At 71.7% G+C, this 23668-nt stretch carries 22 protein-coding genes; 11 read left to right on the top strand and 11 right to left on the bottom strand.

Features of this window, described 5'->3' with window-relative positions; genetic code table 11:
- Positions 1–184 precede the first annotated feature (184 nt).
- The 3 genes from AC3EQ1_RS05895 (at position 185) to AC3EQ1_RS05885 (ending at position 3522) form a co-directional block, all read left to right on the top strand.
- Positions 185–1150 carry a helix-turn-helix domain-containing protein gene (locus tag AC3EQ1_RS05895; RefSeq protein WP_432093188.1) on the top strand — a complete coding sequence of 322 codons (966 nt, stop codon included), beginning with the start codon at positions 185–187 and terminating at the stop codon, positions 1148–1150.
- 462 nt (positions 1151–1612) lie between these two features.
- Entirely contained in the window at positions 1613–2020 is a 408-nt protein-coding gene (locus AC3EQ1_RS05890; RefSeq protein WP_432093187.1) for a YciI family protein, read from the top strand.
- A 356-nt stretch (positions 2021–2376) separates the two neighbouring features.
- Positions 2377–3522, top strand: coding sequence for an RNA polymerase sigma factor (locus AC3EQ1_RS05885; protein ID WP_432093186.1), 1146 nt, complete (start codon positions 2377–2379; stop codon positions 3520–3522).
- 143 nt (positions 3523–3665) lie between these two features.
- Here AC3EQ1_RS05885 and AC3EQ1_RS05880 read toward each other — a convergent pair whose 3' ends face one another.
- Genes AC3EQ1_RS05880 through AC3EQ1_RS05870 form a run of 3 tightly spaced genes read right to left on the bottom strand, consistent with a single transcriptional unit; the run spans position 3666 to position 6184 of the window.
- On the bottom strand, positions 3666–4433 hold the full coding sequence (locus AC3EQ1_RS05880) for a WbqC family protein (RefSeq protein WP_432093185.1): 768 nt from the start codon (positions 4431–4433) through the stop codon (positions 3666–3668).
- Positions 4405–5070 carry a YdcF family protein gene (locus tag AC3EQ1_RS05875; protein WP_432093184.1) on the bottom strand — a complete coding sequence of 222 codons (666 nt, stop codon included), beginning with the start codon at positions 5068–5070 and terminating at the stop codon, positions 4405–4407. Before AC3EQ1_RS05875 ends, AC3EQ1_RS05880 begins: the two co-directional genes overlap by 29 nt.
- Before the next feature lie 13 nt (positions 5071–5083).
- Positions 5084–6184, bottom strand: a complete 1101-nt coding sequence (locus AC3EQ1_RS05870; RefSeq protein WP_432093183.1) for a hypothetical protein — start codon at positions 6182–6184, stop codon at positions 5084–5086.
- A gap of 184 nt (positions 6185–6368) precedes the next feature.
- On the opposite strand from AC3EQ1_RS05870, the gene AC3EQ1_RS05865 reads away from it, so the two are divergent.
- The 4 genes from AC3EQ1_RS05865 (at position 6369) to AC3EQ1_RS05850 (ending at position 9041) form a co-directional block, all read left to right on the top strand.
- A complete protein-coding gene (locus AC3EQ1_RS05865) occupies positions 6369–6788 on the top strand; it encodes a hypothetical protein (protein WP_432093182.1) in 420 nt (139 codons plus the stop codon).
- A gap of 7 nt (positions 6789–6795) precedes the next feature.
- Positions 6796–7206 (top strand): ATP-binding protein, encoded by a 411-nt coding sequence (locus AC3EQ1_RS05860; RefSeq protein WP_432093181.1) that lies wholly within the window; start codon positions 6796–6798, stop codon positions 7204–7206.
- Positions 7207–7371: 165 nt separating this feature from the next.
- Positions 7372–8493, top strand: a complete 1122-nt coding sequence (locus AC3EQ1_RS05855; protein ID WP_432093180.1) for an NAD(P)-binding domain-containing protein — start codon at positions 7372–7374, stop codon at positions 8491–8493.
- Positions 8490–9041: an NUDIX hydrolase gene (locus AC3EQ1_RS05850; protein WP_432093179.1), complete on the top strand. Its 552-nt coding sequence runs from the start codon at positions 8490–8492 to the stop codon at positions 9039–9041. The genes AC3EQ1_RS05855 and AC3EQ1_RS05850 overlap by 4 nt, the downstream gene beginning before the upstream one ends.
- 162 nt (positions 9042–9203) lie before the next feature.
- Here AC3EQ1_RS05850 and AC3EQ1_RS05845 read toward each other — a convergent pair whose 3' ends face one another.
- The 5 genes from AC3EQ1_RS05845 to AC3EQ1_RS05825 all read right to left on the bottom strand — a co-directional run bounded on the left by AC3EQ1_RS05845 (position 9204) and on the right by AC3EQ1_RS05825 (position 14631).
- A complete protein-coding gene (locus AC3EQ1_RS05845) occupies positions 9204–10391 on the bottom strand; it encodes an acyl-CoA dehydrogenase family protein (protein WP_432093178.1) in 1188 nt (395 codons plus the stop codon).
- A gap of 327 nt (positions 10392–10718) precedes the next feature.
- Positions 10719–12140 carry a DUF2254 family protein gene (locus AC3EQ1_RS05840; RefSeq protein WP_432093177.1) on the bottom strand — a complete coding sequence of 474 codons (1422 nt, stop codon included), beginning with the start codon at positions 12138–12140 and terminating at the stop codon, positions 10719–10721.
- Between the two features lie 31 nt (positions 12141–12171).
- The gene (locus tag AC3EQ1_RS05835; protein WP_432093176.1) at positions 12172–12963 is read right to left on the bottom strand and encodes a polysaccharide deacetylase family protein; all 792 of its coding nucleotides are present in this window, start codon (positions 12961–12963) and stop codon (positions 12172–12174) included.
- Positions 12957–13826: a DMT family transporter gene (locus AC3EQ1_RS05830; protein ID WP_432093208.1), complete on the bottom strand. Its 870-nt coding sequence runs from the start codon at positions 13824–13826 to the stop codon at positions 12957–12959. The genes AC3EQ1_RS05835 and AC3EQ1_RS05830 overlap by 7 nt, the downstream gene beginning before the upstream one ends.
- Before the next feature lie 19 nt (positions 13827–13845).
- Positions 13846–14631: an SDR family NAD(P)-dependent oxidoreductase gene (locus AC3EQ1_RS05825; protein ID WP_432093175.1), complete on the bottom strand. Its 786-nt coding sequence runs from the start codon at positions 14629–14631 to the stop codon at positions 13846–13848.
- 174 nt (positions 14632–14805) lie between these two features.
- Here AC3EQ1_RS05825 and AC3EQ1_RS05820 point away from each other — a divergent pair, with 174 nt between their 5' ends.
- A complete protein-coding gene (locus AC3EQ1_RS05820) occupies positions 14806–15903 on the top strand; it encodes an MGDG synthase family glycosyltransferase (protein ID WP_432093174.1) in 1098 nt (365 codons plus the stop codon).
- A gap of 113 nt (positions 15904–16016) precedes the next feature.
- Here the strand turns inward: AC3EQ1_RS05820 and AC3EQ1_RS05815 are convergent, their stop codons facing one another.
- Positions 16017–17072 (bottom strand): acyltransferase family protein, encoded by a 1056-nt coding sequence (locus AC3EQ1_RS05815; RefSeq protein WP_432093173.1) that lies wholly within the window; start codon positions 17070–17072, stop codon positions 16017–16019.
- A gap of 660 nt (positions 17073–17732) precedes the next feature.
- A complete protein-coding gene (locus AC3EQ1_RS05810) occupies positions 17733–18584 on the bottom strand; it encodes a LysR family transcriptional regulator (RefSeq protein ID WP_432093172.1) in 852 nt (283 codons plus the stop codon).
- 80 nt (positions 18585–18664) lie between these two features.
- Between AC3EQ1_RS05810 and AC3EQ1_RS05805 the strand changes: the two genes are divergently transcribed.
- Positions 18665–19159: a cupin domain-containing protein gene (locus AC3EQ1_RS05805; RefSeq protein ID WP_432093171.1), complete on the top strand. Its 495-nt coding sequence runs from the start codon at positions 18665–18667 to the stop codon at positions 19157–19159.
- A 410-nt stretch (positions 19160–19569) separates the two neighbouring features.
- Entirely contained in the window at positions 19570–20562 is a 993-nt protein-coding gene (dhaK, locus tag AC3EQ1_RS05800; protein ID WP_432093170.1) for a dihydroxyacetone kinase subunit DhaK, read from the top strand.
- 423 nt (positions 20563–20985) lie between these two features.
- Here dhaK and AC3EQ1_RS05795 read toward each other — a convergent pair whose 3' ends face one another.
- Positions 20986–21471, bottom strand: a complete 486-nt coding sequence (locus AC3EQ1_RS05795) for a nuclear transport factor 2 family protein (protein ID WP_432093169.1) — start codon at positions 21469–21471, stop codon at positions 20986–20988.
- Between the two features lie 725 nt (positions 21472–22196).
- On the opposite strand from AC3EQ1_RS05795, the gene AC3EQ1_RS05790 reads away from it, so the two are divergent.
- Complete coding sequence (locus tag AC3EQ1_RS05790) at positions 22197–23504, top strand: MFS transporter (protein WP_432093168.1); 1308 nt, start codon at positions 22197–22199, stop codon at positions 23502–23504.
- Positions 23505–23668 lie beyond the last annotated feature (164 nt).

The following is a 23668-nucleotide window of genomic DNA, read 5'->3' as shown; positions in this document are numbered from 1 at the left end:
GGCTCACCCGCCGGAGGCCGGTTGGACGGGACGCGCGGCGCGGCTGCCGGGGCCTGCCGCCCCGTGACCGTCGTCGCGGCAGCACTCGACGAGACGCCGGCGTGACCGTAAACATCCGCTCCACCCCCGTCGGCGGGGCTACCTTCGTGCTGTTCATTCGTGAAGGAGACGGGGGTCGGTACGAATGTTGAGCGAGACACTGCTGCGGAGCGAGGATGTGGCGGCTTCGGACCGGTTGGCGTACTGGGCTGATCTGGTCGGGCGGACGCACGCGCCGGTGCGCATGGAGAGCGAGCACGCGGAGGACTTCCGGGCCGTGCAGCGGGTGCTGGATCTGGGCGCGGTGACCGTGTGGCCGGCGACGTTCCAGCAGTTGGTGATCCGGCGCACGCCGCAGCTGGTGCGGAAGTCGGATCCCGGGCTGTTCCACCTGTCGGTGCTCGTCGGCGGTACCGGGGTGGGGAGCTGGGACGACCAGGAGGCGGTCTACCGGCCGTCCGACCTGCACATCAACGACTCGTCGGTGCCGTGGGAGATCCGTACGGGGCGCGCGCCGGTGTCGGTGGTGGGGGTGGAGATCCCGAAGGCTCTGCTGCCACTGCCGACGAAGCTGCTCCGGCGCGGGGTACCGCGGCGGGTGGCGGCCGACACGGGGATGGTGGCCCTGACCACGCAGTTCCTGACCCAGGTCGTCACGGATGCGCCGCGCTACCGGCCCGAGGACGGGCCCCGGCTGGGGGCGGTGCTGGTGGACCTGGTGGCCGCGCTCTTCGCGCACACGGCGGAGGCGGAGCGGTGCCTGCCGGAGGGGACGCGGCAGCGGGCGCTGCTGTTACAGGTGAAGCGGTTCATCCGGGCGCATCTCCATGATCCGGAGTTGTCTCCGGGGGACGTCGCGGCCGCGCATCACATCTCGGTGTCCTATCTGCACCGTCTGTTCAAGGGTGAGGAGACGACCGTGGCCGCGTGGATCAGGCGGTGCAGGCTGGAAGCCGCACGGCGCGATCTGGCGGATCCGGCACTGACGGAGGTTCCGGTGCATGTGGTGGCGGCGCGGTGGGGGTTCTCCCGGGCGTCGGACTTCAACCGTTCGTTCCGGACGGTCTACGGGATGCCACCCGGCGAGTACCGGAAGTGTCCGATGGGCTGACGTGCGCTGTGCGGCAAGAGAGTTGTCGACTGTGTGCTCATGACGGCCGGGACCGGCGTCCACGATGCTTCAGGGGTCCGGGAAACCGGCACACAACGGGGGCACGGCATCCGGCACGCGCCCCGCATGACGCCACGGCCTCCGGGACCGACAACCCCCGTCGCGGAGGCCGTGGTCATGTTTCGGCCATGTCTCCGGTAGTCGTCCGGCCGGTGAGGCGATCCGGTTCGGCGGTGCCCTTCTGCGCCCTCGTCCCTCATGCCGGCCGCCGCAGCCCCGGCCCGGCCCCGGCCCCGGACGGACCCGGACCTGCGAGACGGACCTGCGAAGACGGCTCTCCCGGGGACATCCACGAGGGCGCCGAAAAAAACTTCGGTCGGTGATGTCGAGAACCCGTGGCCGGCTCCGTCCCCGAGGTGAACGCGACCACAATGGGTCGCACCAGCACCGAGGAGAAGCATCATGGCCAAGTACTTGCTGCTCAAGCACTACCGGGGCGCCCCGGCCGCGGTCAACGACGTGCCGATGGCCCAGTGGGCGCCGGAGGAGATCACGGCCCACGTGCAGTACATGCAGGACTTCGCGACCCGGCTGGAGGGGACCGGCGAGTTCGTCGACGGCCAGGCGCTCGCCCCCGAGGGGGCGTGGGTCCGGTACGACGGGGAGGGACGCCCCCCGGTCACCGACGGCCCGTTCGCCGAGACCAAGGACCTCATCGCCGGCTGGATGGTGATCGACGTCGACAGCTACGACCGGGCCGTCGAGCTGGCCGGCGAACTGTCGGCCGCCCCCGGGGCGGGCGGGAAGCCGATCCACGAGTGGCTGGAGGTGCGCCCGTTCCTGACCGCGCCGCCCACCATCACGGAGTGACGTCACCGATGGACGAGGCCCGGCTCCGGAGCCTCACACCCAGCGTGATCGCGATCCTCGTCCGCCGCGGAGCCGACTTCGCGGCGGCCGAGGACGCCGTGCAGGACGCGCTGGTCGAGGCGCTGCGGGTCTGGCCGGCGGGCCCTTCCCCGAGCTCTACGAGCAGGGGACACCCCAGCCCGAGCTCTACGAGCAGGGGACACCCCAGCCCGAGCTCTGCGAGCGGGGGACACCCGAGCCTGGGCCCTTCGAGTGGGGGCTCCCCCGACCTGAGCTCTACGAGCAGCGGGCAGCCCGTCCCGAGCACGTCGAGCAAGGGGGCCCCTGTCCCGGGTACGTCGAGCGTCGGGGCCTCCGTGGGAGCCTCTGTACGGGATCCGAAGGGCTGGCTGGTCACGGTGGCCTGGCGCAAGTTCCTCGACGCGACCCGGGCGGACGCCGCCCGCCGCCGGCGTGAGGACCTCGTCGACCAGGAACCGCTGCCCGGGCCCGCGCCCGCGGTGGACGACACGCTTCAGCTCTACTTCCTGTGCGCCCACCCGTCGCTGACGCCGGCGTCCGCGGTCGCCCTCACGCTGCGCGCCGTCGGCGGTCTGACCACCCGCCAGATCGCCCAGGCCTACCTGGTGCCCGAGGCGACCATGGCGCAGCGCATCAGCCGGGCCAAGCGCACCGTCTCCAGCACCGGGGTGTCCCCTGCTCCGGGGGCACCTCCCGACCGAAGGCCGGGGGACAAGCCGGGCACTGGGGCGCGGTTCGACCGGCCCGGCGACGTCGCCACCGTGCTGCGCGTCCTCTACCTGGTCTTCAACGAGGGCTACTCCGGCGATGTCGACCTGGCGGCCGAGGCCATCCGGCTCACCCGGCAGCTCGCCGCCGTGTACGACCACCCCGAAGTGGCGGGGCTGCTCGCCCTCATGCTGCTCCACCACGCCCGGCGCGCCGCCCGGACCGCGCCCGACGGCAGCCTGGTGCCGCTTGCCGAACAGGACCGCGGCAGGTGGGACACCGAGGCGATCGCCGAGGGCGTCGGGATTCTGCAGGCGGCCCTCGCCCGCGACCGGCTGGGCGAGTTCCAGGCCCAGGCTGCCATCGCGGCGCTCCACGCCGACGCGCCCACCGCCGAGGAGACCGACTGGGTGCAGATCGTCGAGTGGTACGACGAACTCCTGCGCCTGACCGACAGCCCCGTCGTCCGGCTCAACCGCGCGGTGGCCGTCGGCGAGGCCGACGGCCCACGCGCCGGCCTGGCGGTACTCGCGGAGCTGGACGCCTCTTCCCCCAGCTCTCCGAGCAGGCGGGGCCCCGGACCGAGTTCTTCGAGCAGGGGACATCCCGTGCCCCGCTACACCGCTGTGGCGGCCTATCTCCACGAGCGCGACGGCGACCTGGAGACGGCGGCACGGCTGTACGCCGAGGCGGCCCACCAGGCGCCCAACCTCGCCGAGCGCGACCACCTGACCCGCCAGGCCGCCCGGCTCAACGCCCGTGGGCCGGGCTGAACGTCCGCCGGGGGCGCCCGGCGGGTCGCGCTCGGAATGTCACGCAGAGCTGAGCAGGGTGTGACCAGGCCGAGTACGTGTCGTCCCTGCGCACGCAGGCCCGCTCGTGAGGTCTGTCGGCGTACGGATCGGGGTCAGGGGGCTCATGGTGCGTGCTGGGGCCCTGACTGACCGGCGGTGACGGCTCGCAGAGTGGCTGCGAGAGGCTTGCACCCGAGCTGCATCAGCGCCTGGACCGCACTGGCCTCGCGACCGGTCTGCCACAGGGCGGCCTCGGGGGTGGTGAAGGGGGTGACGGTGAGGCCGTGGGCGCGGAAGGGGGCAGTGTTCAGATAACTCATGCCGCCGGTTCCGCACAGATACGACCTGGCACCAGTGAGGGCTGCAAGGTCGGCGAGACGTTCTGAGCGGCCCGTCCTGGCGTGAAGTCTGCTGCTGTGGAGGACGCAGCCAGTCCAGCCCAACAGGTTCAGAAGAATCCGTGTGGACGCCTCGGCTAGATCAGCGGTCCTGTCGGTGGTGTCGAACAGGTCGAGAAGCGAGGTCAGGGGCTGCTGGAAAGCGGGCCAGTGGGGGCTGGCCCCGTAGTACTGCCGCAGTATCTGCGCGGTTCTGCGCTGGGACCGGAGAGGTTCGACGATGAGTGCCTCCCGGATGGCTGTCCGACGGCCGTGGGGCAGGTGGGTGGGGATGGTGAGCCACCGGCGGTCCTGCGCGTCGGGCAGGGAGGCGAGGCGGGTTCGATGCTGGTAGTCGCGGCGGGTGAACTGGACGTCGTCCAGAACGATCCAGCAGTCCGCCGCGAACAGCTTGGCCAGGGTGGTCAGCCGCGGGAAGAGATTGGGCTGGTGGATCGCGCACAGCCCACCGGGTAATGGCAGGTCAGGTGAGGAGGCGACGGGTGAAGCCATCGTGGATGAGGGATTCGTAAGCGGCATGCACGCCCTCCGGGACGTCCTGCTCGATGGCGAAGCCGAGCCGGGGATACTCGATGACCCGCTGCATGTCGCCGACGAGCATGTGGGTGACAAAGGCTTCGTCGCCGATCGCCTTGAGGTAGTCGTCGAACTCCAGAGGTTCGGACGCGCAGATCACCTCCACCTCGGGCCAGACCTTGCGACACGTGGCATAGGCGCGTCGTTCCATATAGGGCATCGCCGTCAACAGCACCGACGTCGGCATGATGCCGGCCGCAGCCAGCACCTCACGGGTGAAGGAGATGTTCTGCCCGGTGTTGGCGGCGTTCGGCTCGATGAGGACAGCGTCGGCGGGGACGCCGATGCCGATGGCGTGGTCGCGGAAGTGAACAGCCTCACCGCGTGGGAAGCGGGCAGCGGTGTTGGGGCTGTTGCCGCCGGTGAACACGAGAGTCGGTACGAGCCCCCGGTGATAGAGGTCGGCGGTGAAGGCCGCGACCCGCAGGTCGTGGCTGCCCAGCCCGATCGCCACGTCGCAGGGCTTCAGCTGGTGATGCATCTGGTGGTAGTCCCAGATCAGCTTCGCGTTGCGCCACTGGTCCTCGGAGATCGCCCGCTGCTGTTCCGTCACTGCTTCTCCCTGCTCACCGTTGCCTGGGACGTCGTGTCCCCTGGATCGTGGTCCGGATGCCCTCGATGCTGCGAAGTTGGTGGCTCATGCCGTATTGCGCGGCCATCTTCGCGGCCCCGTCGAGAACCTGCAGTCCATCATCCCGGGTGGCTGGGTCGGAGAGCAGGATGTGAGCGTGGGCGGTGTCCAGACGCACGCGTTGCATCGGTGAGTCGGTCGTGGCGGTGCTGCGTGCGATGTCGATGAACTGCAGGGCCTTGGTGAGGTCGCCGGCGCCGCGATGGGCGAGGGCGAGTTTCTGGTGGGCGACGGACCAGTCGTCGGGCTCGGCCAGGTCCTCGAAGTCACGGGTCGCGGCGAGCATGACGCGGGCGGCATAGTCGTGGTTACCATCCTTGCTCAGCGCGGTCCCCACCCACAGCCGGGCCCTGGCCCGGTCGCGGCGGGAGAGCCGGTCATCCACCGCCAGAGTTTCGTAGTGACGGGCAGCGGTCTCCAGTTTGCCGGACATCTCGGCTACCACGGCGAGCGACAGGTCGAGCTGTGCGATGCGGCGGGGGATGTCGAGCTGGGTGAACGCCGAGCGGGCGCCCACATACGAGTGCTGGGCTGACAGCGGCCCCAGCACGGCGCCCTGATCACGATGCAGATCACCGAGCAGGGCCGTTGAGCGGGCGAACAGATACAGGCCTCTGTCGTCCAGCTCGACCGGTTTGAAGGGGCCCAGCCAGCGGCTCAGCAGGTTGTCGGCGAACGCGAAACTCTGGCGGGACAGCGCGACGACAACGCGGTCCAGGTCATCGGCCCAAGACTCGTATTCCCAGGCTCGTGGGCCGGACACAGTCACCCGGCGTCCCGGCCCGGCCGCGGAGCGACCTGCTTCGGACAGCAGTGTCTCAAACCGCAGATGCACCGTGGCATCTGCACGGGCCAGCGCGGTGTCCAGGATCGCCTGCGTGTCAGGCCTCGGCTCGGTGGACTCAAGGAGCTTGTTCCACTTGGCAACAGTGCGCTGAGCAACCCCGAGGTGCTGGGCAAAGACCCTGACGCTCATCCGTAGCGCGAGCTGCAGGGCATGGGCCTCCAGGCCACTCCAGTGGTGCACGGTCGCCACACGTCACTCCCTTCCGCACAGCATCGAAGCACGATGCAGGCAGATGGGGCACGCAAGTGCAACGGAAGTACAACAACGGGTCATTTTCCTGGGGTTGGCAGAGGGCCATGCTCGGAGTGCTGGCCCGGTCCGATCGGTCCGACCACGCCTCCCGCCCCTATTCATCCTTTGAAAGGACACGCAAATGGATCCCCTCACGGAGCATCGCACGGTGAACGGCCCGATCGTCTACGGCTTCCTCCGGCTCCCCCAGAGGGCTGCTGCCCGGCAGACGGCCCTGACCGGGGCCCTGGTGGAGTACTGCCACAGCCACGAGCTGGTGCTGGGTGCCATCTTCATCGAACGCGACAGCACCGCGACGGCCTCCAGCACGGCGTTCACCGGCCTGCTGGATGTGCTCGACCTGCCGGATGTCTATGGCGTGGTTCTGCCTGCCCCCTCCCATCTGGGGCCCAAGCCGATAGCCGTCGAGCGGCGACTGCAGATCACCGGCTCAGGAGTGCGGCTGATACTCGCCCGCGGCAGCAGGACGATCCGCCGGACATCGGATCGCTGTCGCCGCAGCACTCCCAGCTCTGCCCCTACCGTGGACACCGAGACATGAGGCTGCCATGCCCGATGCCATCAAGAGATTCTTTGCGCCCGTCCCCGACTCCGTGGGTCAGGTCCGTGACTTCGCCCTCTGCACCCTCGCTGCCTGGGGCTTGGAGGGGCGGGCCGATGACGTCCGCATCTGCGTCTCCGAGCTGGCTACCAACGCCCTCACGCACGGCACATGCTGCGGTCATGGCTTCCACGTCACGATGAGCGTTGAGGACGACATCGTCCGCGTCGAGGTCCAGGACTCCAGCCCCCACCGGCCCAAGCGCCGACGCCCCACCCACGACGACACCTCCGGACGCGGCCTGCACATCGTCGACATGCTCTCCGATGACTGGGGCATCGAAGATCGCGGGGTGACGGGCAAAGCCGTTTGGTCACGCTTCAAGACTGCCCCGCCCACTCCAGGGGCATCCTGCTGACCGCCTGGACCTGGCTTGCTGGCTGTCCGAGCTGCCGCGAAGCGCCGACCTCACCCGCTTCAACGCCGGCCTCCCCTCGGAAGCCTCCTGTTCTGCCTTGCCCAGACCCACCGGGTCCCCCGCTCCCCAATGCACTGCACTGACTCCGACCGAGAGGGAACGGCAATGGAAACCACCGAACGCGCCCGGCTGGACGCATACTTCGCCAAAATCGCTGCCCGCTTCGCCCCCACCGACCAGGTCACCTCGTTCCTGGTAACCCACTTACTTCCCGAGCGGCCCGGCTTCGTCCGCGCGATCGCCGTGATGAGCCGACTACGAGCAGTGCTGCCCAAGCCGAAGTCCATCAACCCTGCCGTCCAGCGCGAGGTCGAACAGACCATCCCAGTCGACACGCTCTCCCGTGAGCTGTTCGCCGACCGTGACGCGACGCTCGACTACTTTGAATCCCGCGCCGCGGGTGAACGCATCGTGCTGCTGGACGTCGGCGGCTATTTCGCACCCACACTCGCCGACCTGCACAGCCGCTTCTCAGGCCAGATCCTCGGGGTGATCGAGGACACCGAGAACGGTCACCGCCGCTACGCGGATCTCGACAAGCTGCCCTGCCCGATCATCTCGGTTGCCCGCTCACCGCTCAAAGACCCCGAGGACTTTCTGGTCGGCCAGTCCGTGGTCTTCTCCACCGAGGCAGTCATGCGCGGCCGCGGCGACATCCTTCACGGCCGCCCCGCACTGGTGATCGGTTTCGGGAAACTCGGCAGCTCCATCGCCCGCCTCCTGCACGCCAAGGGAGTCCAGGTCACCGTCCACGACATCGACCCCGTCCGCCGCGCCCAGGCCCTTTCCCAGGGCTTCACCGTCGCCCGCGACAGGGAGGACTCGCTGAGAGGAGCCGGCCTTGTGCTCTGCGCGACCGGCGCGATGTCCCTACACGGCGAGGACTTCGGGCATCTGCGCAATGGCACCTATGTCGCCACCGTCACCTCCAGCGAGGACGAACTGGACCTCAGCACACTGCCAGACGTGTACACCCGCACCCAGGCCGGCGACCACGTCACCCGCTACGAGACGACCGGGCATTACTTCTATCTGGCGAACGGCGGCAACGCCGTCAACTTCATCCACGGTGCCAGCGTTGGACCGTTCATCTTCCTGGTCCAGGCCGAGATCCTCGCCGGGATCAGGATGCTGACCCGCGCCGACCTCGCCCCCGGCATGTACGAGGCCGACGCGGACGACCGAGCCGCTATCGCGGCCACCTGGCTCTCCTACTTCAACAGGTGATCGACTTGTCCATCACAGAAGCCCACATCCGCACCACCTTGACCGCCTATCTGGATACACACCCCGACGAGAAGCCCGAGCTGGCCCCGGTCGTCGGCCTCCTCGACTCAGGAGCCGACCTCACCTGCCGCAAGGAGTTCCGCGGTCACGTGACCGCCGGTGCGATCCTTGCCGATCAGGACGGACGCATCCTGCACATCCACCACCTGGCCTTGGACAAGTGGCTGCTGCCCGGCGGGCATCTGGAGCCCACGGACGACACGCTGCTCGGCGCGGCCCTGCGGGAGCTCACTGAGGAGACCGGGATCCCCTCCGCCGACGTCGAGGCCGTGGACCACCACCCCGTCCACGTCGACGTCCATCCCATTCCCGCCCACGATGCCAAGGGGGAGCCGGACCACCAACACATCGACTTCCGGTTCCTCTTCCGAACTGCCACCGACGTCGGTCAATTGCAGACCGAAGAGGTCACCGACGCCGCCTGGCGGGATGCCGACAGCCTGAGCGACGGAAGTCTGCGACGGCGCATCGCCACAGCTCTGCGCTGAAAGACAGACGGGTCGTCCCTGTGGTCGTCCAACGCACAGGGACAGCCCGCCCGAGACTCCTGGACTACGGCGCCCAGGTCCGATCGCGCTGGCCCTGAACTCCGAACGCAGCGGGCGGCTGGTCTCCTGACTCAGGAGACTTGGAATGCAGAGTCACAGGGCCTACCGCCGCACCCGCGGCATCCCCAAGCCGATCCAGGAGATGATCTCCCGCTGGATCTCGTTGTTGCCGCCGCCGAAGGTGAAGATCACTGCGCTGCGATAGCCGCGTTCCAGTTCGCCGTGGAGTACGGCGCCCGCGGAGCCCTCCTTGAGCGGGCCGGCGGCGGCCACCACCTCCATCAGCCAGGCGTAGGCGTCCCGGCGCGCCTCGCTGCCGTAGACCTTGACGGCGGAGGCGTCCTGCGGGGTGAGCGCGCCGCGCTGGAGGGCGTCCACCATCTGCCAGTTGAGGAGTTTCAGGGCGTCGAGGCGGGTGTGGGTGCGGGCCAGCCGGCCGCGGACCCAGCCCAGGTCGATGACCCGGCGGCCGTCGGTGAGCTTGGTGTCGGCGGCCCAGCGCTGGACGTTGTGCAGGGCGCGGATCGCCATGGTGCCGTGGGCGGCGAGGGTGACGCGCTCGTGGTTGAGCTGGGTGGTGATGAGCCGCCAGCCCTGGTTCTCCTCCCCGACCCGGCGGCTGACGGGCACGCGGATGTTCTCGTAGTGGCTGGCGGTGGTGTCGTGGGAGGCGAGGGTCCGGATGAGGGTGCAGGAGTAGCCAGGGTCGGTGGTCGGCACGAGGAGGATGCTGATGCCCTTGTGCGGCGGCACTCCATCCTCGATGGGGGTGGTGCGGACCGCGAGCCACACCCAGTCCGCCGTGTCGCCGTTGGTGGTCCAGATCTTCTGGCCGTTGACGACGTAGTCGTCCCCGTCCCGTACGGCACGGGTCTTCAGCGACGCGAGGTCGGTGCCGGCGTCGGGTTCGCTGTAGCCGATGGCGAAGTCGATCTCCCCGGCGAGGATCTTCGGCAGGAAGTACCGCTTCTGCTCCTCGGTGCCGAACTGCATGATCGTCGGCCCGACGGTGTTGAGGGCCATGAGCGGCAGCGGGACCCCGGCCTGTGCGGCCTCGTCGAAGAAGATGAACTGCTCCATGGGGCTCATGCCGCGGCCGCCGTACTCGGTGGGCCAGCCGACGCCGAGCCAGCCGTCGGATCCGAGGCGGCGCACCGTCCGGCGGTAGAAGCGCTTCTGGTCGGCCGGATCGCCGTACCGGGCGTACGCGTTGTCGGGCACCAGCTCGGCGAAGTAGCCGCGCAGCTCGGTGCGGAGCTGCTGTTGCTCGGGGGTGTATTCGAGATGCACGGCCCCTCCTGGAGTCCTGTACCTGTTGTCCTGGAGTCCTGTCCTGGGTCCTGTCGCTTCCGTGGAGCCCTGTCGCTGTCGTGGAGTCCTGTCGCTGTCGTGGAGTCCTGTCCCTGCGGCGGCGCACAGAGTAGAACGCGTTCCATAAATCTGGAAGACACGGTGCGGGCCCGGGTGTTGGCCGACTCCGGCACTCCGCCCTGCGGCCCCCCGCACGGCGGGAACGGCTGCGGGCGTCCTCACACATCGGAACGGGCGCGGACGTCCTCACACATCGGAACGGGCGCGGACGTCCTCACACATCGGAACGGGCCCGGACGTTCCGGCTCAGCGAGCAGTGGCGGAGTTCCAGATCAGCGGGTAGCGGCGGGAGCACTCCGCCTCCACCTGCCGCAGCCGCACCGCCACGGGTTCCCGGCGCGGCTCCGGGCACTCCCGGGCGAGCCGGTGGAACAGGGCGCGCAGCCGCAGGAGCACCATGGGCGAGCCCTCGGCCGCCACCATGACGTCGTCCACGGCCGTGCCGAGCCAGTCCGGCCAGTCCGGCACGTCCATGACGAGTCGGGTCCGGCCGCGGGCGTCCGTCAGCCGCCCGGTTCCCAGGTCCCGGACGGCGGCGAGGGCCAGCAGTTCCTCGGTGTGGTCCAGCGCCTGGACGGCGGTGGCCGGGTCGTTGACCGCCGGGGAGAGCGATCGCAGCGCGATGTCGGCCAGGAGCCGCAAGGCCAGACCGGGGTCCTGGTCGAACGTCCGCTCCGGGCCGGTGATGACCGACCGCAGCACCTCATGGGCGGGCAGCGGGCCGCCGTGGACGGAGGCGAGCACCGTGCCGCGGCCGACCGTTGCGCCGGTCCGGGGCCGGAGGACGACCACACTGCCGTACGTGGTGGCGGCCGTCAGCAGCCGCTCCGCGTCCACCTGCTGGAGGACGGCGCTCGGCCGGTTCCAGTAGATGTCCGTCCGTTCACCGGCCGGCCAGTCGTCGCCCGTTCCCTCACCCTGCGTCCACTCTCCGCCGTCACGCTCACCACCCCTTCGTCCACCACCCCTTCGTTCCCGACCCCCTCGTTCCCCACCCCTTCCTTCACCACCGTCCCGCTCACCCCCCGTTCCGTCGCTCCCCGTTCCGTCGCTCCCCGCCCGCTCACGGTCCGGAGGCGGGCCGGGCGGCGGTGCCTCGCCGGTGAACGGGTGCGGGTGGCGGGCCTCCAGAACGGTGTACGCCCGCCGGGTGATCGCGTCGAGGGTCGGGGCCAGCTGGATGGAGTCGAACGCCCGCACCTGGAGGGTGCGCATCAGGGCCAGGGCGGCGAGGGCGAGGAGCATGTCGATCGCCGGTACGGCGACCGTGACCCGGTCCCGGGGGCCGATGGTCAGCCCGGCCGTGACGGAGAAGACGAACACCCCGATGGCGAAGGCGAAGGTGCGCCAGACGATGGGGGCGTTCCGGAACAGCCCGAGGCGCGGGGTGAGATTGCTGTACGCCCACTGCACGACGAGGTAGAGCACCGAGAACAGGAGGCTCACCAGGCTGACGACCCCGAAGCCCACGGTGAACAGCAGGCCGGCCACCCGCTCGCCGTCCACCTCGGGCGACACCGGGATCCGGTGGGCGAACAGGCCGCCGAAGAAGCCGGCCACCGCGCAGATCAGCTGGGACCCGCCCCGGCGCAGGCCGCGGCGCGGGTGCCGCAACGGGCTGCTGTGACGGGAGCGCACGGCGCCCCGGCCGTTCGCCGTCAGCCGCACGGAACGCCTCCCTCCGGTGGGCCGCACCTCGTCATCGCCACAGCAACGGCATTCCAGCCGCGCGGGCCACGGGCGGGCGTACCGGGCCGCGGTGTCCCCGCACCCCGTGTTCGGCCAGCGGCCCGACGGCGAGGCCGTGTTCGCGGCAGGCCGCGATCAGATCGGGCAGGGCGCCCAGGGGGGCGCGCCAGGCCCCGCGGGCGCCGGTGCTGTCCGAGTCGTGCAGGAGCACCGTCGCGCCGCCGCGCAGGGTCCGGTTCAGTTCGGCCAGCACGGTGTCCGGGCTGGCCCGCGCGGTCCAGTCGCGGCCCCAGGCCGACCACAGCACCGGCTGCAGCCCGGCCCGCCGCGCTGCGGCCCAGCGCCCGGCGGTGAGGATGCCGTACGGGGGGCGGTACCAGAGGGGCCGTCGGCCCGCCAGCCGGCGGACCGCCTCCACGGTGCGCCGCAGTTCCTGGGCGTCCCGCCGGGGGCGGGGGGCCCAGGGGCGCTCGTGGTGCCAGCCGTGGACGGCGAGTTCGTGGCCCTCGGTGACGATCTCCCGGCCGAGGGCGCGGTGCCTCTCCAGGGCGCTGCCGAGGACGAAGAACGTCGCCCGCACCGACAGCCGGTCCAGTTCCCGCAGGAAGAGCGGGGTGCTCCGGGGGTCCGGGCCGTCGTCGAAGGTGAGGGCCACATGGCCGTGGTCACCCTGTCCGTCCAGCGCCGGACCCAGGGTCCTGCGGACGGCGGGCAGCCAGGTGGCCGCGGGGCCGATGTGCCAGGCCGCGGCGGCGAGGACGGTACCGGCGGCCGTCCGTCGGAGCAGGGGCGCGTTCACCACATGTCTTCCTTTCCCTGACCCGCCACGACGGGCGACCGGGCCAGCTGCACGCTGCCCAGGGCGAGTACGGCCAGTGCCGCGGCCTCGGGGACGATCCGCAGGCCGAGGGAGAGTTCCTCGTCGAAGAGCACCGCGCCGAGGACGACGCTGAGGAGGGCGTCGCCCAGGGTCAGGGCGGGCTGGGAGGCGACCAGGGTGCCGGCCCGCAGGGTGGCCTGGAGCAGCAGGAAGCTGAACAGCCCGACCCCCAGGGCGGTGTACGTCTGCCAGGCCGTCAGCAGCGCCCCGACGCCGTCGGTGAGCCGGCCGATCGCGTCCTTCATCAGGGCCGCGGTGCAGGAGAAGCCGATGGCGGTGGCCGTGCCGAGCACCGCGGCCCGCGGGGAGGACGGCAGCCGCAGTGACGTCACCACGAGGACGAGCACCAAGGCGGTGACCGACACCGCCACCACCAGCCAGCGGTTCCCGGGCACCGTCGACCGGCCGCCCGTGGGCGAGGCCAGCGCGAGGAAGGCCGCCAGCCCGGCAGCCATGGCCACGAACGCCCACCGGGTGCGCCGGTCCGGCCGGCTGCGGAACACCACACTGCCCACCACCAGCGTGAACAGCAGCTCCGTGGTCATCACCGGCTGCACCACCGCCAGCGGCCCGGTGGCGAGCGCGGCGGCCTGGCACGCGCCGGACAGCGCGAGCGCGCAGGCCCCCCACAGCCAGACGGGCCGGCGCAGCAGATGGAACAGCCAGGAGACCTTCGGGGTGGGCCGGCCCGCCTTCTCGTCGGCGGCGGCGCGGCGCTGGAGGACCGACGCCACGGCGTTGCCCAGGGCGGCGAGCAGCGCCAGGCAGGTCGAGAGCACCGTCAGCACGCCGTGGCCCCGTTCCTCAGCCGAAGCGTCGGGCCAGCGCGCGGAAGACCCCGGGGGCCAGTCCGTGGACCCGGGCGGGCAGGGCCAGCCACGGCGGGACGAACGCGTCGTCGCGTCCGGCGGCCAGGGCCGACCACACGGCGTCGGCGACCCGGGAAGCGGGGACCGGCCGGGGTCTGTTGCGGTGATAGGGCACCCCTCTGCGGGTGAAGAACGGGGTGTCGACGGCGCCGGGCAGGATCATCGACACCCGGACCCCGGTGCGCGCGAGCTCGTAGCGGAGGCTCTCCGCGAAGGACATCAGACCGCCCTTGGCCGCCGCGTACACGGCCTCGTCCCGGACGCCCACGCACCCCGCCATGGAGCCGATGAGGACGATGTGGCCGGTCCCCCGGGCGACCATCCCGGGCAGTACGAGCCGTACCAGGTGGAGGGCGGCCGACAGGTTGACCGACAGGACGGCGTCGAGGGCACCGGCGGGCATCCGGGTGAAGGGGCCCGCCCAGCCGATCCCCGCCCCGGCGATCAGCGCGTCCACCCTGCCCTCCCGGTGCAGCGCCCGCGCCACGAGCCATTCCCGGCCCCGGGGGTCGGTGAGGTCGGTCGGCAGCGGGGTGCCGGAGGTCTCCTTCGCGACGGCCGTCAGCCGCTCCTCGTCCCGGCCGTTGAGCAGCAGATGCCAGCCGCCCTCGGCGGCGATCCGCGCGGCCACGGCGGCCCCGATGCCCGAGGACGCCCCGGTGATGAGCGCCACCGGCCGTACCGCACCGCCCGCGGACGGGCGCCGGGACCTGTAGGGCATCGTCGATCCTCCGGGTGCTCGGAAGGGCCGGGCAGTGGCTCCTCCAGAATCCTGGCTACCCGTCCGGCCCGCCTGTTCACGGTCGCCGGGTTCATCCACCCGAACAGGTCGACCGCGCACCGTCCGGGTGCGGCATTCGGCCCTCCGGCGCGGTCCCTTGGGCATGGTGGTCCCATGGAGCGGCGATACCTGCTCATCAGCGCGAGCATGGGCGCGGGCCACGACGCGGTGGCGGACGAACTGGCGCGGCGGCTCCGCGACCGGGGGCACACGGTGCTGCGGCAGGACCTCCTCGCGCTGCTGCCCGCCGGGACCGGGCCGGCCCTGCGGACCTTCTACCGCACGGCCGTCCGCCGGCTCCCCGGGCTCTACGCGGGGATCTACCGGACGTTCCTCGCGGGCGGGCCGGGGCCGCGGCCGGACGTCTCCCCGCTGGCCGCCGTCGCCGAGCGCCCGGTGCGGGAGGTGGTGGACCGGTGGCGGCCGGACGGGGTGGTGTCCACCTTCCATCTGGCGGCCCAGGTCACCGGACGGCTGCGGGCGCACGGCGTGCTCGGGGTGCGCAGCACGGTCGTGGTGACCGACTTCGCCCTGCACCGCGGCTGGCTGCACGCGGGGAACGACCTCCACCTCTGCCTCACCGAGGCCGCCGCCGGGGCCGCCCGGTCCGGGACCGGCAGGCCCGCGGTCGCGTGCGGACCGGTGGTGCCGCCGGGCTTCCACGCTCCCGTGCCCTCCCCGTTGTGGCGGGACTCGCCGGTGGGCACCGCCGGCCGGCCGGCGGTGCTGCTCTCGGCGGGCGCCTGGGGGGTGGGCCCGGGGCTGCTGGAGACGGCGGGAGCACTGGCCGGCCACGGGTGTCTCCCGGTGCTGCTCTGCGGCCACGACCAGCGGCTGCGACGCCGGGCGGCCCGGCTGCCGGGGGTGCTGGCGCTGGGCTGGGTGGCGGATCTCCCGGGGCTGATGGCGGCGGCCCGGCTGCTGGTGGACAACGCGGCGGGCCAGACGGCCGTCCAGGCCCTGGCGGCGGGGCTCCCGGTGATCGGGTACCGCCCGCTCGCCGGCCACGGCGCCCACGGCGTGCGGGAGATGGCCGCGGCCGGCCTGTCGGTCCCGGCCTCCGGGCCGCGGGATCTGCTGTCGGCGGTGGACGCGCTCGTCGTCCCGGGGCCGGCCCGGGACCGGCAGACCGCGCGGGGGAGGTCCGCGTTCCGGTCGGACGCCGCCGAGTACGTCGCCGCGCCGCCCGGGACGGCGCCCCGGGAGCCGTGAGAGGGCCGGCCGCGGGAGCCGTGTGGTCGCGGGGTGCCGACGAGCCTGCCCGCCGTTCAGGGCATCCGCCACATCACTCGGCATCGCTCCCCCAGCCCGGCCCGGCACCGCGGTCAGGCGGTCGTACGGGGGCGGACCGGCGGGGGAACCGCAGTCGCCTCGGGCGTTGGGATGCCCCGGAGGATCCAGTGCCTGCACCGCTGTTCCACGACCGCGTAGAGCGCCCATGCCAGGCCGAGGGAGACGAGGAAGGCGGCGGTCGTCGCTGCGAGGGCAGGGGCGATGTCGAGGCGGGGGCTGACGCTGAAGAGCTGTTCGCCGGTGCGCATGACCAGAATGTGGATCATGTAGAAGGCGAAGGACCACTCTCCCAGGCGCACCAGACGGGGGTCGCGCCATCCGGTCGGCGTGCCGTCGAGGTCGGCGACGGCGGCGGCCGAGATGAGGCAGACCAGGCCGATGACCGTGCAGGCGGCGTAGCCGAAGGCGCTGGGGAGGGGCCAGATCAGGATGTAGCCGATAAGGCTCAAGGCCGCGGAGGTGCCCAGGCCGGGCCCGCGCCAGGCGCCGAGTCGGACCAGGCGGCAGGCGGCGGCTCCCACGACGAATTCGGGGAGGCGTACGAGGGGAAAGTGTGGGCTCCAGCCCAGGGCGAAGGCCAGGTTGACGCAGGGGACGAGGATCACCGCCGCCGTGCCGGCCATCGTGAGGGCGGCGAGGGAGCGGGGGCCGAGGCGCCGCAGGACGGCGAAGATGGCGGGGAAGGCCGCGTAGAAGAACGCCTCGCAGGTCAGCGACCAGCTGACCGGGTTGAGTGCCTGCCACCACTGCTCCTTCCAGGAGCTGACCAGCAGCAGATTCGCCAGCGCCTCCGGTGTGCCACTGGGCCGCAGTCCGGGCACCAGGGTGAAGGCCAGCGCCAGGGCCGTCGCCGCGGTCGCCAGGTGGACGGGGTAGACGCGGGCGATCCTTCTGCGCCAGAACGTCAGCGCGCGTTCGTTCTCGCGGAACGACCAGGCCAGTACGAAGCCGGAGAGGATGAAGAAGAACGAGACTCCGACGCCACCGCCGCCGAGTATCCCGCTGAGTACGAGTCCGAAGCCGCCGCCGAAGTAGTCGAAGGCCTTCACATGGAAGATGAAGACGAGGAAGGCGGCGGCCCACCGCATCCCCGTCAGGGACGGCAGCCGGTCACCACCGGCCGTGGCAGGCAGTGTTGTGTGCGGTCGCCCGCGCAGGAGGGTCACCGGAGCACCCGCCGATCGGCACGGAGGGACGAGCGGTCGGGCGGCGGGGCAGTGGGCGTGCGGTCGTGCATCGGTCAACTCCTGTAGGGCGGTGTGGGTGCGGAGGACCACCTCCGTCAGCGGACGGCCCATGTGCCCCCTTCGCACCAGGGGCGCGGCGCGACCGCTCCGCCATTCCAGCCGCTGTGCGGTTGTTCAGCAGCCCCGTTCCGAAGCACCGAACAACCACAAAAGTGCAGGTAGTTGGGGCACAACAGGCAGCGGGGCGACAGAACGGGGACCAGGGGAGGGAGAACGGGCGAGCCGTCGTGAGGGGTCGGTGGACCCGAGCGCTGGTCCGGTTCAGCGCTTCGCCCACGAGCTGCGCAAGCTGCGTCAGAAGGCCGGAGGGCCGACCTGGCGGGCGATGGTGCAGCGGGCGCGGTACTCGGTCACGCCCCTGTCCCAGGCGGCCGGCGAGCGGCTGCCCTCGCCGTCGGTGGCGCCGGCGTACGCCGGGGTCTGCGGCGGGCGGACGGATTGGGAGGCGTGCCGGCAGAGTCGGCCTGGTTCACGCGCTGCGGCAGCACCGATTGCCGGTGCTCAGCGGCGGTACGCGGCCGTCGCGATCTCGATGAAGGATCGGATCAACGGGTTGGTGTCACCTTCGTTCCACACCGCCACCACTCGGCTCGGCACCATGTCGGTCAGCGGTACCACGGCCAACTCCGCGGGCAGGTCGTGTCCGAGCGGGGCCAGACCGACCGTGCCGTTCCACAGCACGGCCTGCAGACATTCCTGGACGGCGCGCACGACTGGGCCCTCGCGCGGCGTGCCGCCGTTCCAGTACGACTGCCAGCTCGGGTCGGTGTCCGGCGGGAACCGGAACCAGCGGCGGTCGCTCAGCTCGGCCAGCCGCAGCCGGTCGCGGCGAGCCAGCGGATCGTCGGCGCGCAGGACCACGCCGACCGGATCGGTCCGCAGCTCCCGCACCGTCAGGGCGGTCTCGTCGAACGGCGCCCGGGTCAGGGCGACGTCGACCAGTCCGGCGCGCAGCCCGCACGTCGGGTCGGTCAGATCGGTGTCACGGATGTGGATGTCGACGCCGGGGTGGTTTCGGCGGAAGGCGGCGGCCAGCCTGGACACCCCCGGGTCGGTGCCGTCGCCCAGGATGCCGACGGTGATGGCCGCGGCGCCGGCCGCCGCGCTCACGCGTACACGGACGCGGTCGGCATGGTCGAGCAGGGCCCGCGCCTCGTCGAGCAGCACCGTGCCCACGGGAGTGAGCGTGACGCCGGCCGGCGAGCGGGCGAACAGGAGGGCCCCGACATCGGCCTCCAACTGCTTGACCGCCCGGCTCAGCGGCGGCTGACTCATGTGCAGTCGGGTGGCGGCCCGGCCGAAGTGGAGTTCCTCGGCGACGGCCACGAAGTAGCGCAGGGTCCGTAGCTCCACGCTGCAACGATACCTACGGCGTATCGGCGCTGCGGGATGGGTCTTGGACAGCTGTGGGGCCCCGGCAGTGCACTTGTGGCATGACCGAAGAAGCGAAGACCAGCGAGTCTCAGGCCGTTCCCGCCATATCGGTGATGGGTCCCGGCGACGGCGAGACGATCGTTCTGGGCACCACGCGTATGCGCGTTCTGGAGGACGGCAGCCACACCGGGCACCGCCTCGCGATCGCCGAGTCCGTCCTCGCCCCGCACACCCAGGGGCCGCCGCAGCACCGCCACGCCCGACACGACGAGGGCTTCTACATCCTCTCCGGCACCGTGCGGTTCACCGTCGGGGACGAGGACCACGACGCCACCGCGGGCACGCTCGTGATGGTTCCGCCCGGCACCCCGCACACCTTCGCCAACCCGTCCGGCCAACCCGCCGTCATGCTCAGCACCTTCACCCCCGACCTGTACGTGCGGTACTTCCGAGACCTCCAAGAGGTGCTCGCCGACGGCCGGCCGTTGACACCACAGGCCAATATCGACGCGATGAGCCGCTACGCGACCGAGCCTGCCACCGACCCGGCCTGAAGCAGTCGACGGGTCCCGGTGAACCGGTGACCCGGAACGGGAACCATGAAGATCGCCTACTGGATCGTCGCAGGACTGCTCGCCGAGAGACCGCGCGGCTCCTCCACCTCATCTGCCACCACACCCCCACTCAGCCCACCAGCCCCACGCGCAGCGGACACCCTCCGGCGTGATCCGTGACCTCGGCGGCCGCTCGGTAGATACTGGAGTCGGACGTTCCGGTGGAGCTCACCCAGGGTACCGTTCGCTCCTGACATCCAGTCAGGAAAGTCGGCGTCGAGTCGGTGTCGGACGGCCGGAGGCCGCTTCGGACCGTCAGGAACCGCCAGGATCGAGAGCTGGGCATGGCCACCGTGACCTGCGGAAACACAGCCCAGAAGCTTGCCATCAGTCTTATCAGGAGGCACCCCGTGAAGATGCTGATCAACGTGCCGGACACCGTGGTCGCCGATGCGCTGCGCGGGATCGCCGTCGCCCACCCCGAGCTCACGGTCGATGTGGAGAAGCGGCTGGTCGTACGCCGGGACGCACCCGTGGCCGACAAGGTGGGGCTGATCTCGGGCGGAGGCTCGGGCCATGAACCGCTGCACGGCGGATTCGTGGGCCCGGGGATGCTCGACGCCGCCTGCCCGGGGGAGGTCTTCACCTCCCCCGTGCCTGATCAGATGGCCCGCGCCGCGGCCGCCGTGGACAGCGGCAAGGGCGTGCTGTTCATCGTGAAGAACTACACCGGCGACGTGATGAACTTCAACATGGCCGCCGAACTGGCCGAGGACGAGGGCATCCAGGTCGCCAGCGTGCTGGTCAACGACGATGTCGCCGTCACCGACAGCCTCTTCACGGCCGGCCGGCGCGGCACCGGGGCGACGCTCTTCGTGGAGAAGATCGCCGGGGCCGCGGCGGACGAGGGCGCTCCGCTGGAGCGGGTGGAGGCCATCGCCCGGAAGGTGAACGAGAACTCCCGGAGCTTCGGGGTGGCGCTCAGCGCCTGCACCACCCCGGCCAAGGGCAGCCCCACGTTCGACCTGCCCTCCGGTGAGCTGGAGCTGGGCATCGGCATCCACGGCGAGCCGGGCCGCGAGCGGCGCCCGATGATGACGTCCCGGGAGATCGCGGACTTCGCCGTCGACGCCGTCCTGGAGGACCTGCGCCCGAACGCGCCCGTCCTGCTCCTGGTCAACGGCATGGGCGCGACCCCGCTGCTGGAGCTGTACGGCTTCAACGCGGAGGTGCACCGGGTGCTGGCCGAGCGTCAGGTCAGCGTCGCCCGGACACTCGTCGGCAACTACGTGACCTCGCTCGACATGGCCGGCTGTTCGGTGACGCTGTGCCAGGTCGACGAGGAGCTGCTGCGGCTCTGGGACGCGCCGGTGGCGACGCCGGGGCTGCGCTGGGGGCGCTGAGCCCTTCGCCCCGCCCCTGGCATCGGTCCGCTAAGGGGAACCGGCGGCGGCCAGGCCCGCCGCCCCCTCCCCGCTGGTCCCGTCGGCCGGGCCGGGGCCTTGCCCTCCGGTGACCGGACACCGGGGCCGCCCTGCGGTCAGCCGCGGGGCGGCGCCGGGTCCGGACGGTCCGGGCCCGTCCTGAAGGGCATGGGCCCGGAGGGCTCCGGGGCCGGCGCCGGGGCCCGGCGGTGACGGATCCTGGCAGTCCGGTTCCGGCGGTGCGGTTCCGGCAGTCGGGTTCCGGCAGTCCGGTTCCGGCAGTCCGGTTCCGGCAGTCCGGTTCCGGCAGTCCGGTTCCGAGAATCCGATCCCGGCAGTCCGCTTCCGGCGGCCCGCGGTGTCCGCGCTGAAGGCCGGGCCCCGCCGGAGTCCCCGCCGGAGTCACTTCCCCACGGTGGCCAGGTAGGTGTCGAACTCCTCGCCCCGGCGGGTGTCCTCGAAGACCACGTAGTGCGTGAGCCTGCCCCAGCGGGCGTGGCCGTAGATCGTGCCCTCGTTGGCGTAGACGGTCTCGCCGTGCTCGTCCTCGCAGTAGTCGTGGAAGCGCAGGCAGAGCCGGGTCGCCCAGGGCGGTCCGGACACCAGGACGTCGTCGAACTCGATCTTCAGCCCGGCGTCGACGAACCGCCGCAGCCACCGCTCGACCTCCTTCTTCCCGCGGAACTCCCCGGCCCATGAGCTCCCTCCGGGGAAGACGAACCGGACGTCGTCGGCGTACGTGCGCAGTTGTGGCGCGAGGTCTCCCTCGCCCAGTCGCCGCGCGTTGTGGCGCACCAGGGCGCCCACCGCGGCCTCGTACAGTGCGGGCAGTGCCACTCCGACCGCCACGGCGGCGGCGGTGACTGTTCGTCGGCTCCCGACCGGCATCCGGCTCTCCCTCTCTCGTTGGTGCCGCATTTCTCGTTGGTCCCGCAGTCTCGCTGGTCCCGCAGTCTCGCTGGTCCCGCAGTACTCGCTTCGTGCTCTCCGGTGCTCTCGCGGCGGCGCCCTCCTGGAGCTGCCGTCGGGCGCGCCCGACGCATTCGGCACGCCGACGCCGCCCACGGCACGCCGCGCGCCGCGCCGCGCGCCGCGCCGCTTCCGAAGCACCCCGAACCCCGCAGCGGGACAGCCCCGCAGCGGACAGCCCCCGAGGCGCACGGCTCCCGACCCACGCGACGGTAGCGCCGGAACCCTCCCCGTGCACCACCGTTCGGCCCGGCACGGCGGGCCGGACTCCCCCGCGGCGCGACGCACGGTGGACGACGACAGAGCACGGCTCGCCGCAGGATCCATGGTCCACCGGGCGGACGGTGTCCGGCAGCGCATCCGGCGATTCGGATCCGTCCGAAATGGCGTTCTCACGCCGCTACACCAGCATTTTTCGGACAAGCGTGCGCCGAGAGCACACAATCCGGGTCCGTTATGGCCTCCCGCCGCACGCAACCGTGCGACGACACAGGCGAACAGGCTGTGATCACGCCGTGATTCATGCGGTTGTCCACCCCTGATCGTCAAAAATTTGCTGCGGAATGAGGATTCAGCAGCAAGTAGTGACCGAAAATGGTCTTCCCACTTTGACTCTTGACCAACTGTTGGCGAATGTCATGCGCATGGACTCCTCCCAACAGGCCGCGCCCGGCGGCCCGTTGCGCATGCGCGACTTCCGGCTCCTGCTCGCAGGAGCCACCGCCGGGCAGGTCGGCGCTCAGGTCACCCTGGTCGCCCTCCCCCTGGTCGCGGTGCTCGAACTGCACGCCTCCGCCTTCCAGGTGGGACTGCTCACCGCCGCGGAGACCGCCGCGTTCCTGCTCGTCGGGCTGCCCGCCGGAGCCTGGGTCGACCGGATGCGCAAGCTGCCGCTGCTCATCCGGGCCGATGTGGTGCGGGCCGTGGCGATGGCCGGCATCCCGGTCGCGGCGGCCCTGGACGTACTGACCATGGCGCAGCTCTACGTGGTGGCGCTGATCACCGGCGTGGCCACGGTGTTCTTCGACGTCGCCCACCAGAGCTACCTGCCCCGGCTGCTCCCCCAGGAGCAGCTGGTGGCGGGGAACGGGGCACTGGAGACGGTCCGTTCGTCGGCGCAGATCGCCGGTCCCGGACTCGGCGGCGGGCTCGTCCAGCTCGTCGGCGCCCACTTGGCGATCGTCGCCGACGCGGTGGGCTACGCGCTTTCGGCCCTGTTCCTGCTGGGCATCCGCAGACCCGAGCCCGCCCCGGAGCCCGCACCCGACGCCTCGCTGCGGCGGGAGATCGGCGAGGGCCTGCGGTTCGTGCTGGGGCGTCCGCTGCTGCGGGTCATCGCCGCGACCACCGGGCTCGGGAACTTCTTCACCGCGCTGCTGATGGCGGTGCAGACCGTGTTCCTGGTGCGGGTGCTCGGTCTGAGCCCCGCCGCGGTCGGGCTGATGCTGTCGGCGGCGGCGGTCGGCGGACTGGCCGGCGCGCTCGCGGCGGGCCCGCTCGCCCGCGCCCTCGGACAGGCCCGCATCATCTGGCTGTCCTCGCTGGTCACGGGCCCGTTCGCGCTGCTGTGGCCGCTGGCCGGCAGCGGCGCCACGGCCACGCTCTTCGCCATCGGGTCCGGTGTCGTCTTCTTCGGCGCGGTCGTGTACAACGTCGCGCAGGTGAGCTTCCGGCAGGCCCTCTGCCCGCCCCGGCTGCTGGGCCGGATGAACGCCACCATGCGCTTCCTGGTCTGGGGCACCCTGCCCCTCGGCGCCCTGGTGGGCGGTGCGGTGGCGGACGCCGCCGGGCCGCGCGCCGCCGTGTGGGTCTGCGCGGTCGGCTTCCTCCTGGTGCCGCTGCCGCTGCTGTTCTCCCCGCTGCGCCGGATGCGCGACCTGCCGGTGCCGGTGCCCGGCGAGGAACCGGCGGCCGCGGGCGACAGCAGCTCCGAGGCCACTCCGGTCGGATGAGTGGGACGGGGCGGCAACGACCCCGCCGGGCCCGGGACACCGGCCACCGGCCCGTCCGTCCCCCGCGCCCGGTCACGGCAGCGCTCCCGGCCGTGCCCTCATGGGCCCCCGTGGAGCGCCGCCCTCCGGGAGGACCGGCGTGCCCGCAACGGCCGGCGCCGGCA

Source organism: Streptomyces sp. bgisy100 (genome assembly GCF_057709105.1).
This window is presented reverse-complemented; position numbering and strand designations above follow the sequence as displayed.

Bases quoted from the DNA above. Each gene is read 5' to 3' on its own strand.
- AC3EQ1_RS05895 (WP_432093188.1), top strand. From the start codon at position 185: ATGTTGAGCGAGACACTGCTGCGGAGCGAGGATGTGGCGGCTTCGGAC.
- AC3EQ1_RS05890 (WP_432093187.1), top strand. From the start codon at position 1,613: ATGGCCAAGTACTTGCTGCTCAAGCACTACCGGGGCGCCCCGGCCGCG.
- AC3EQ1_RS05880 (WP_432093185.1), bottom strand. From the start codon at position 4,433: ATGGCTTCACCCGTCGCCTCCTCACCTGACCTGCCATTACCCGGTGGG.
- AC3EQ1_RS05865 (WP_432093182.1), top strand. From the start codon at position 6,369: ATGGATCCCCTCACGGAGCATCGCACGGTGAACGGCCCGATCGTCTAC.
- AC3EQ1_RS05860 (WP_432093181.1), top strand. From the start codon at position 6,796: ATGCCCGATGCCATCAAGAGATTCTTTGCGCCCGTCCCCGACTCCGTG.
- AC3EQ1_RS05855 (WP_432093180.1), top strand. From the start codon at position 7,372: ATGGAAACCACCGAACGCGCCCGGCTGGACGCATACTTCGCCAAAATC.
- AC3EQ1_RS05825 (WP_432093175.1), bottom strand. From the start codon at position 14,631: ATGCCCTACAGGTCCCGGCGCCCGTCCGCGGGCGGTGCGGTACGGCCG.
- AC3EQ1_RS05820 (WP_432093174.1), top strand. From the start codon at position 14,806: ATGGAGCGGCGATACCTGCTCATCAGCGCGAGCATGGGCGCGGGCCAC.
- AC3EQ1_RS05815 (WP_432093173.1), bottom strand. From the start codon at position 17,072: ATGCGGTGGGCCGCCGCCTTCCTCGTCTTCATCTTCCATGTGAAGGCC.
- AC3EQ1_RS05805 (WP_432093171.1), top strand. From the start codon at position 18,665: ATGACCGAAGAAGCGAAGACCAGCGAGTCTCAGGCCGTTCCCGCCATA.
- AC3EQ1_RS05795 (WP_432093169.1), bottom strand. From the start codon at position 21,471: ATGCCGGTCGGGAGCCGACGAACAGTCACCGCCGCCGCCGTGGCGGTC.
- AC3EQ1_RS05790 (WP_432093168.1), top strand. From the start codon at position 22,197: ATGGACTCCTCCCAACAGGCCGCGCCCGGCGGCCCGTTGCGCATGCGC.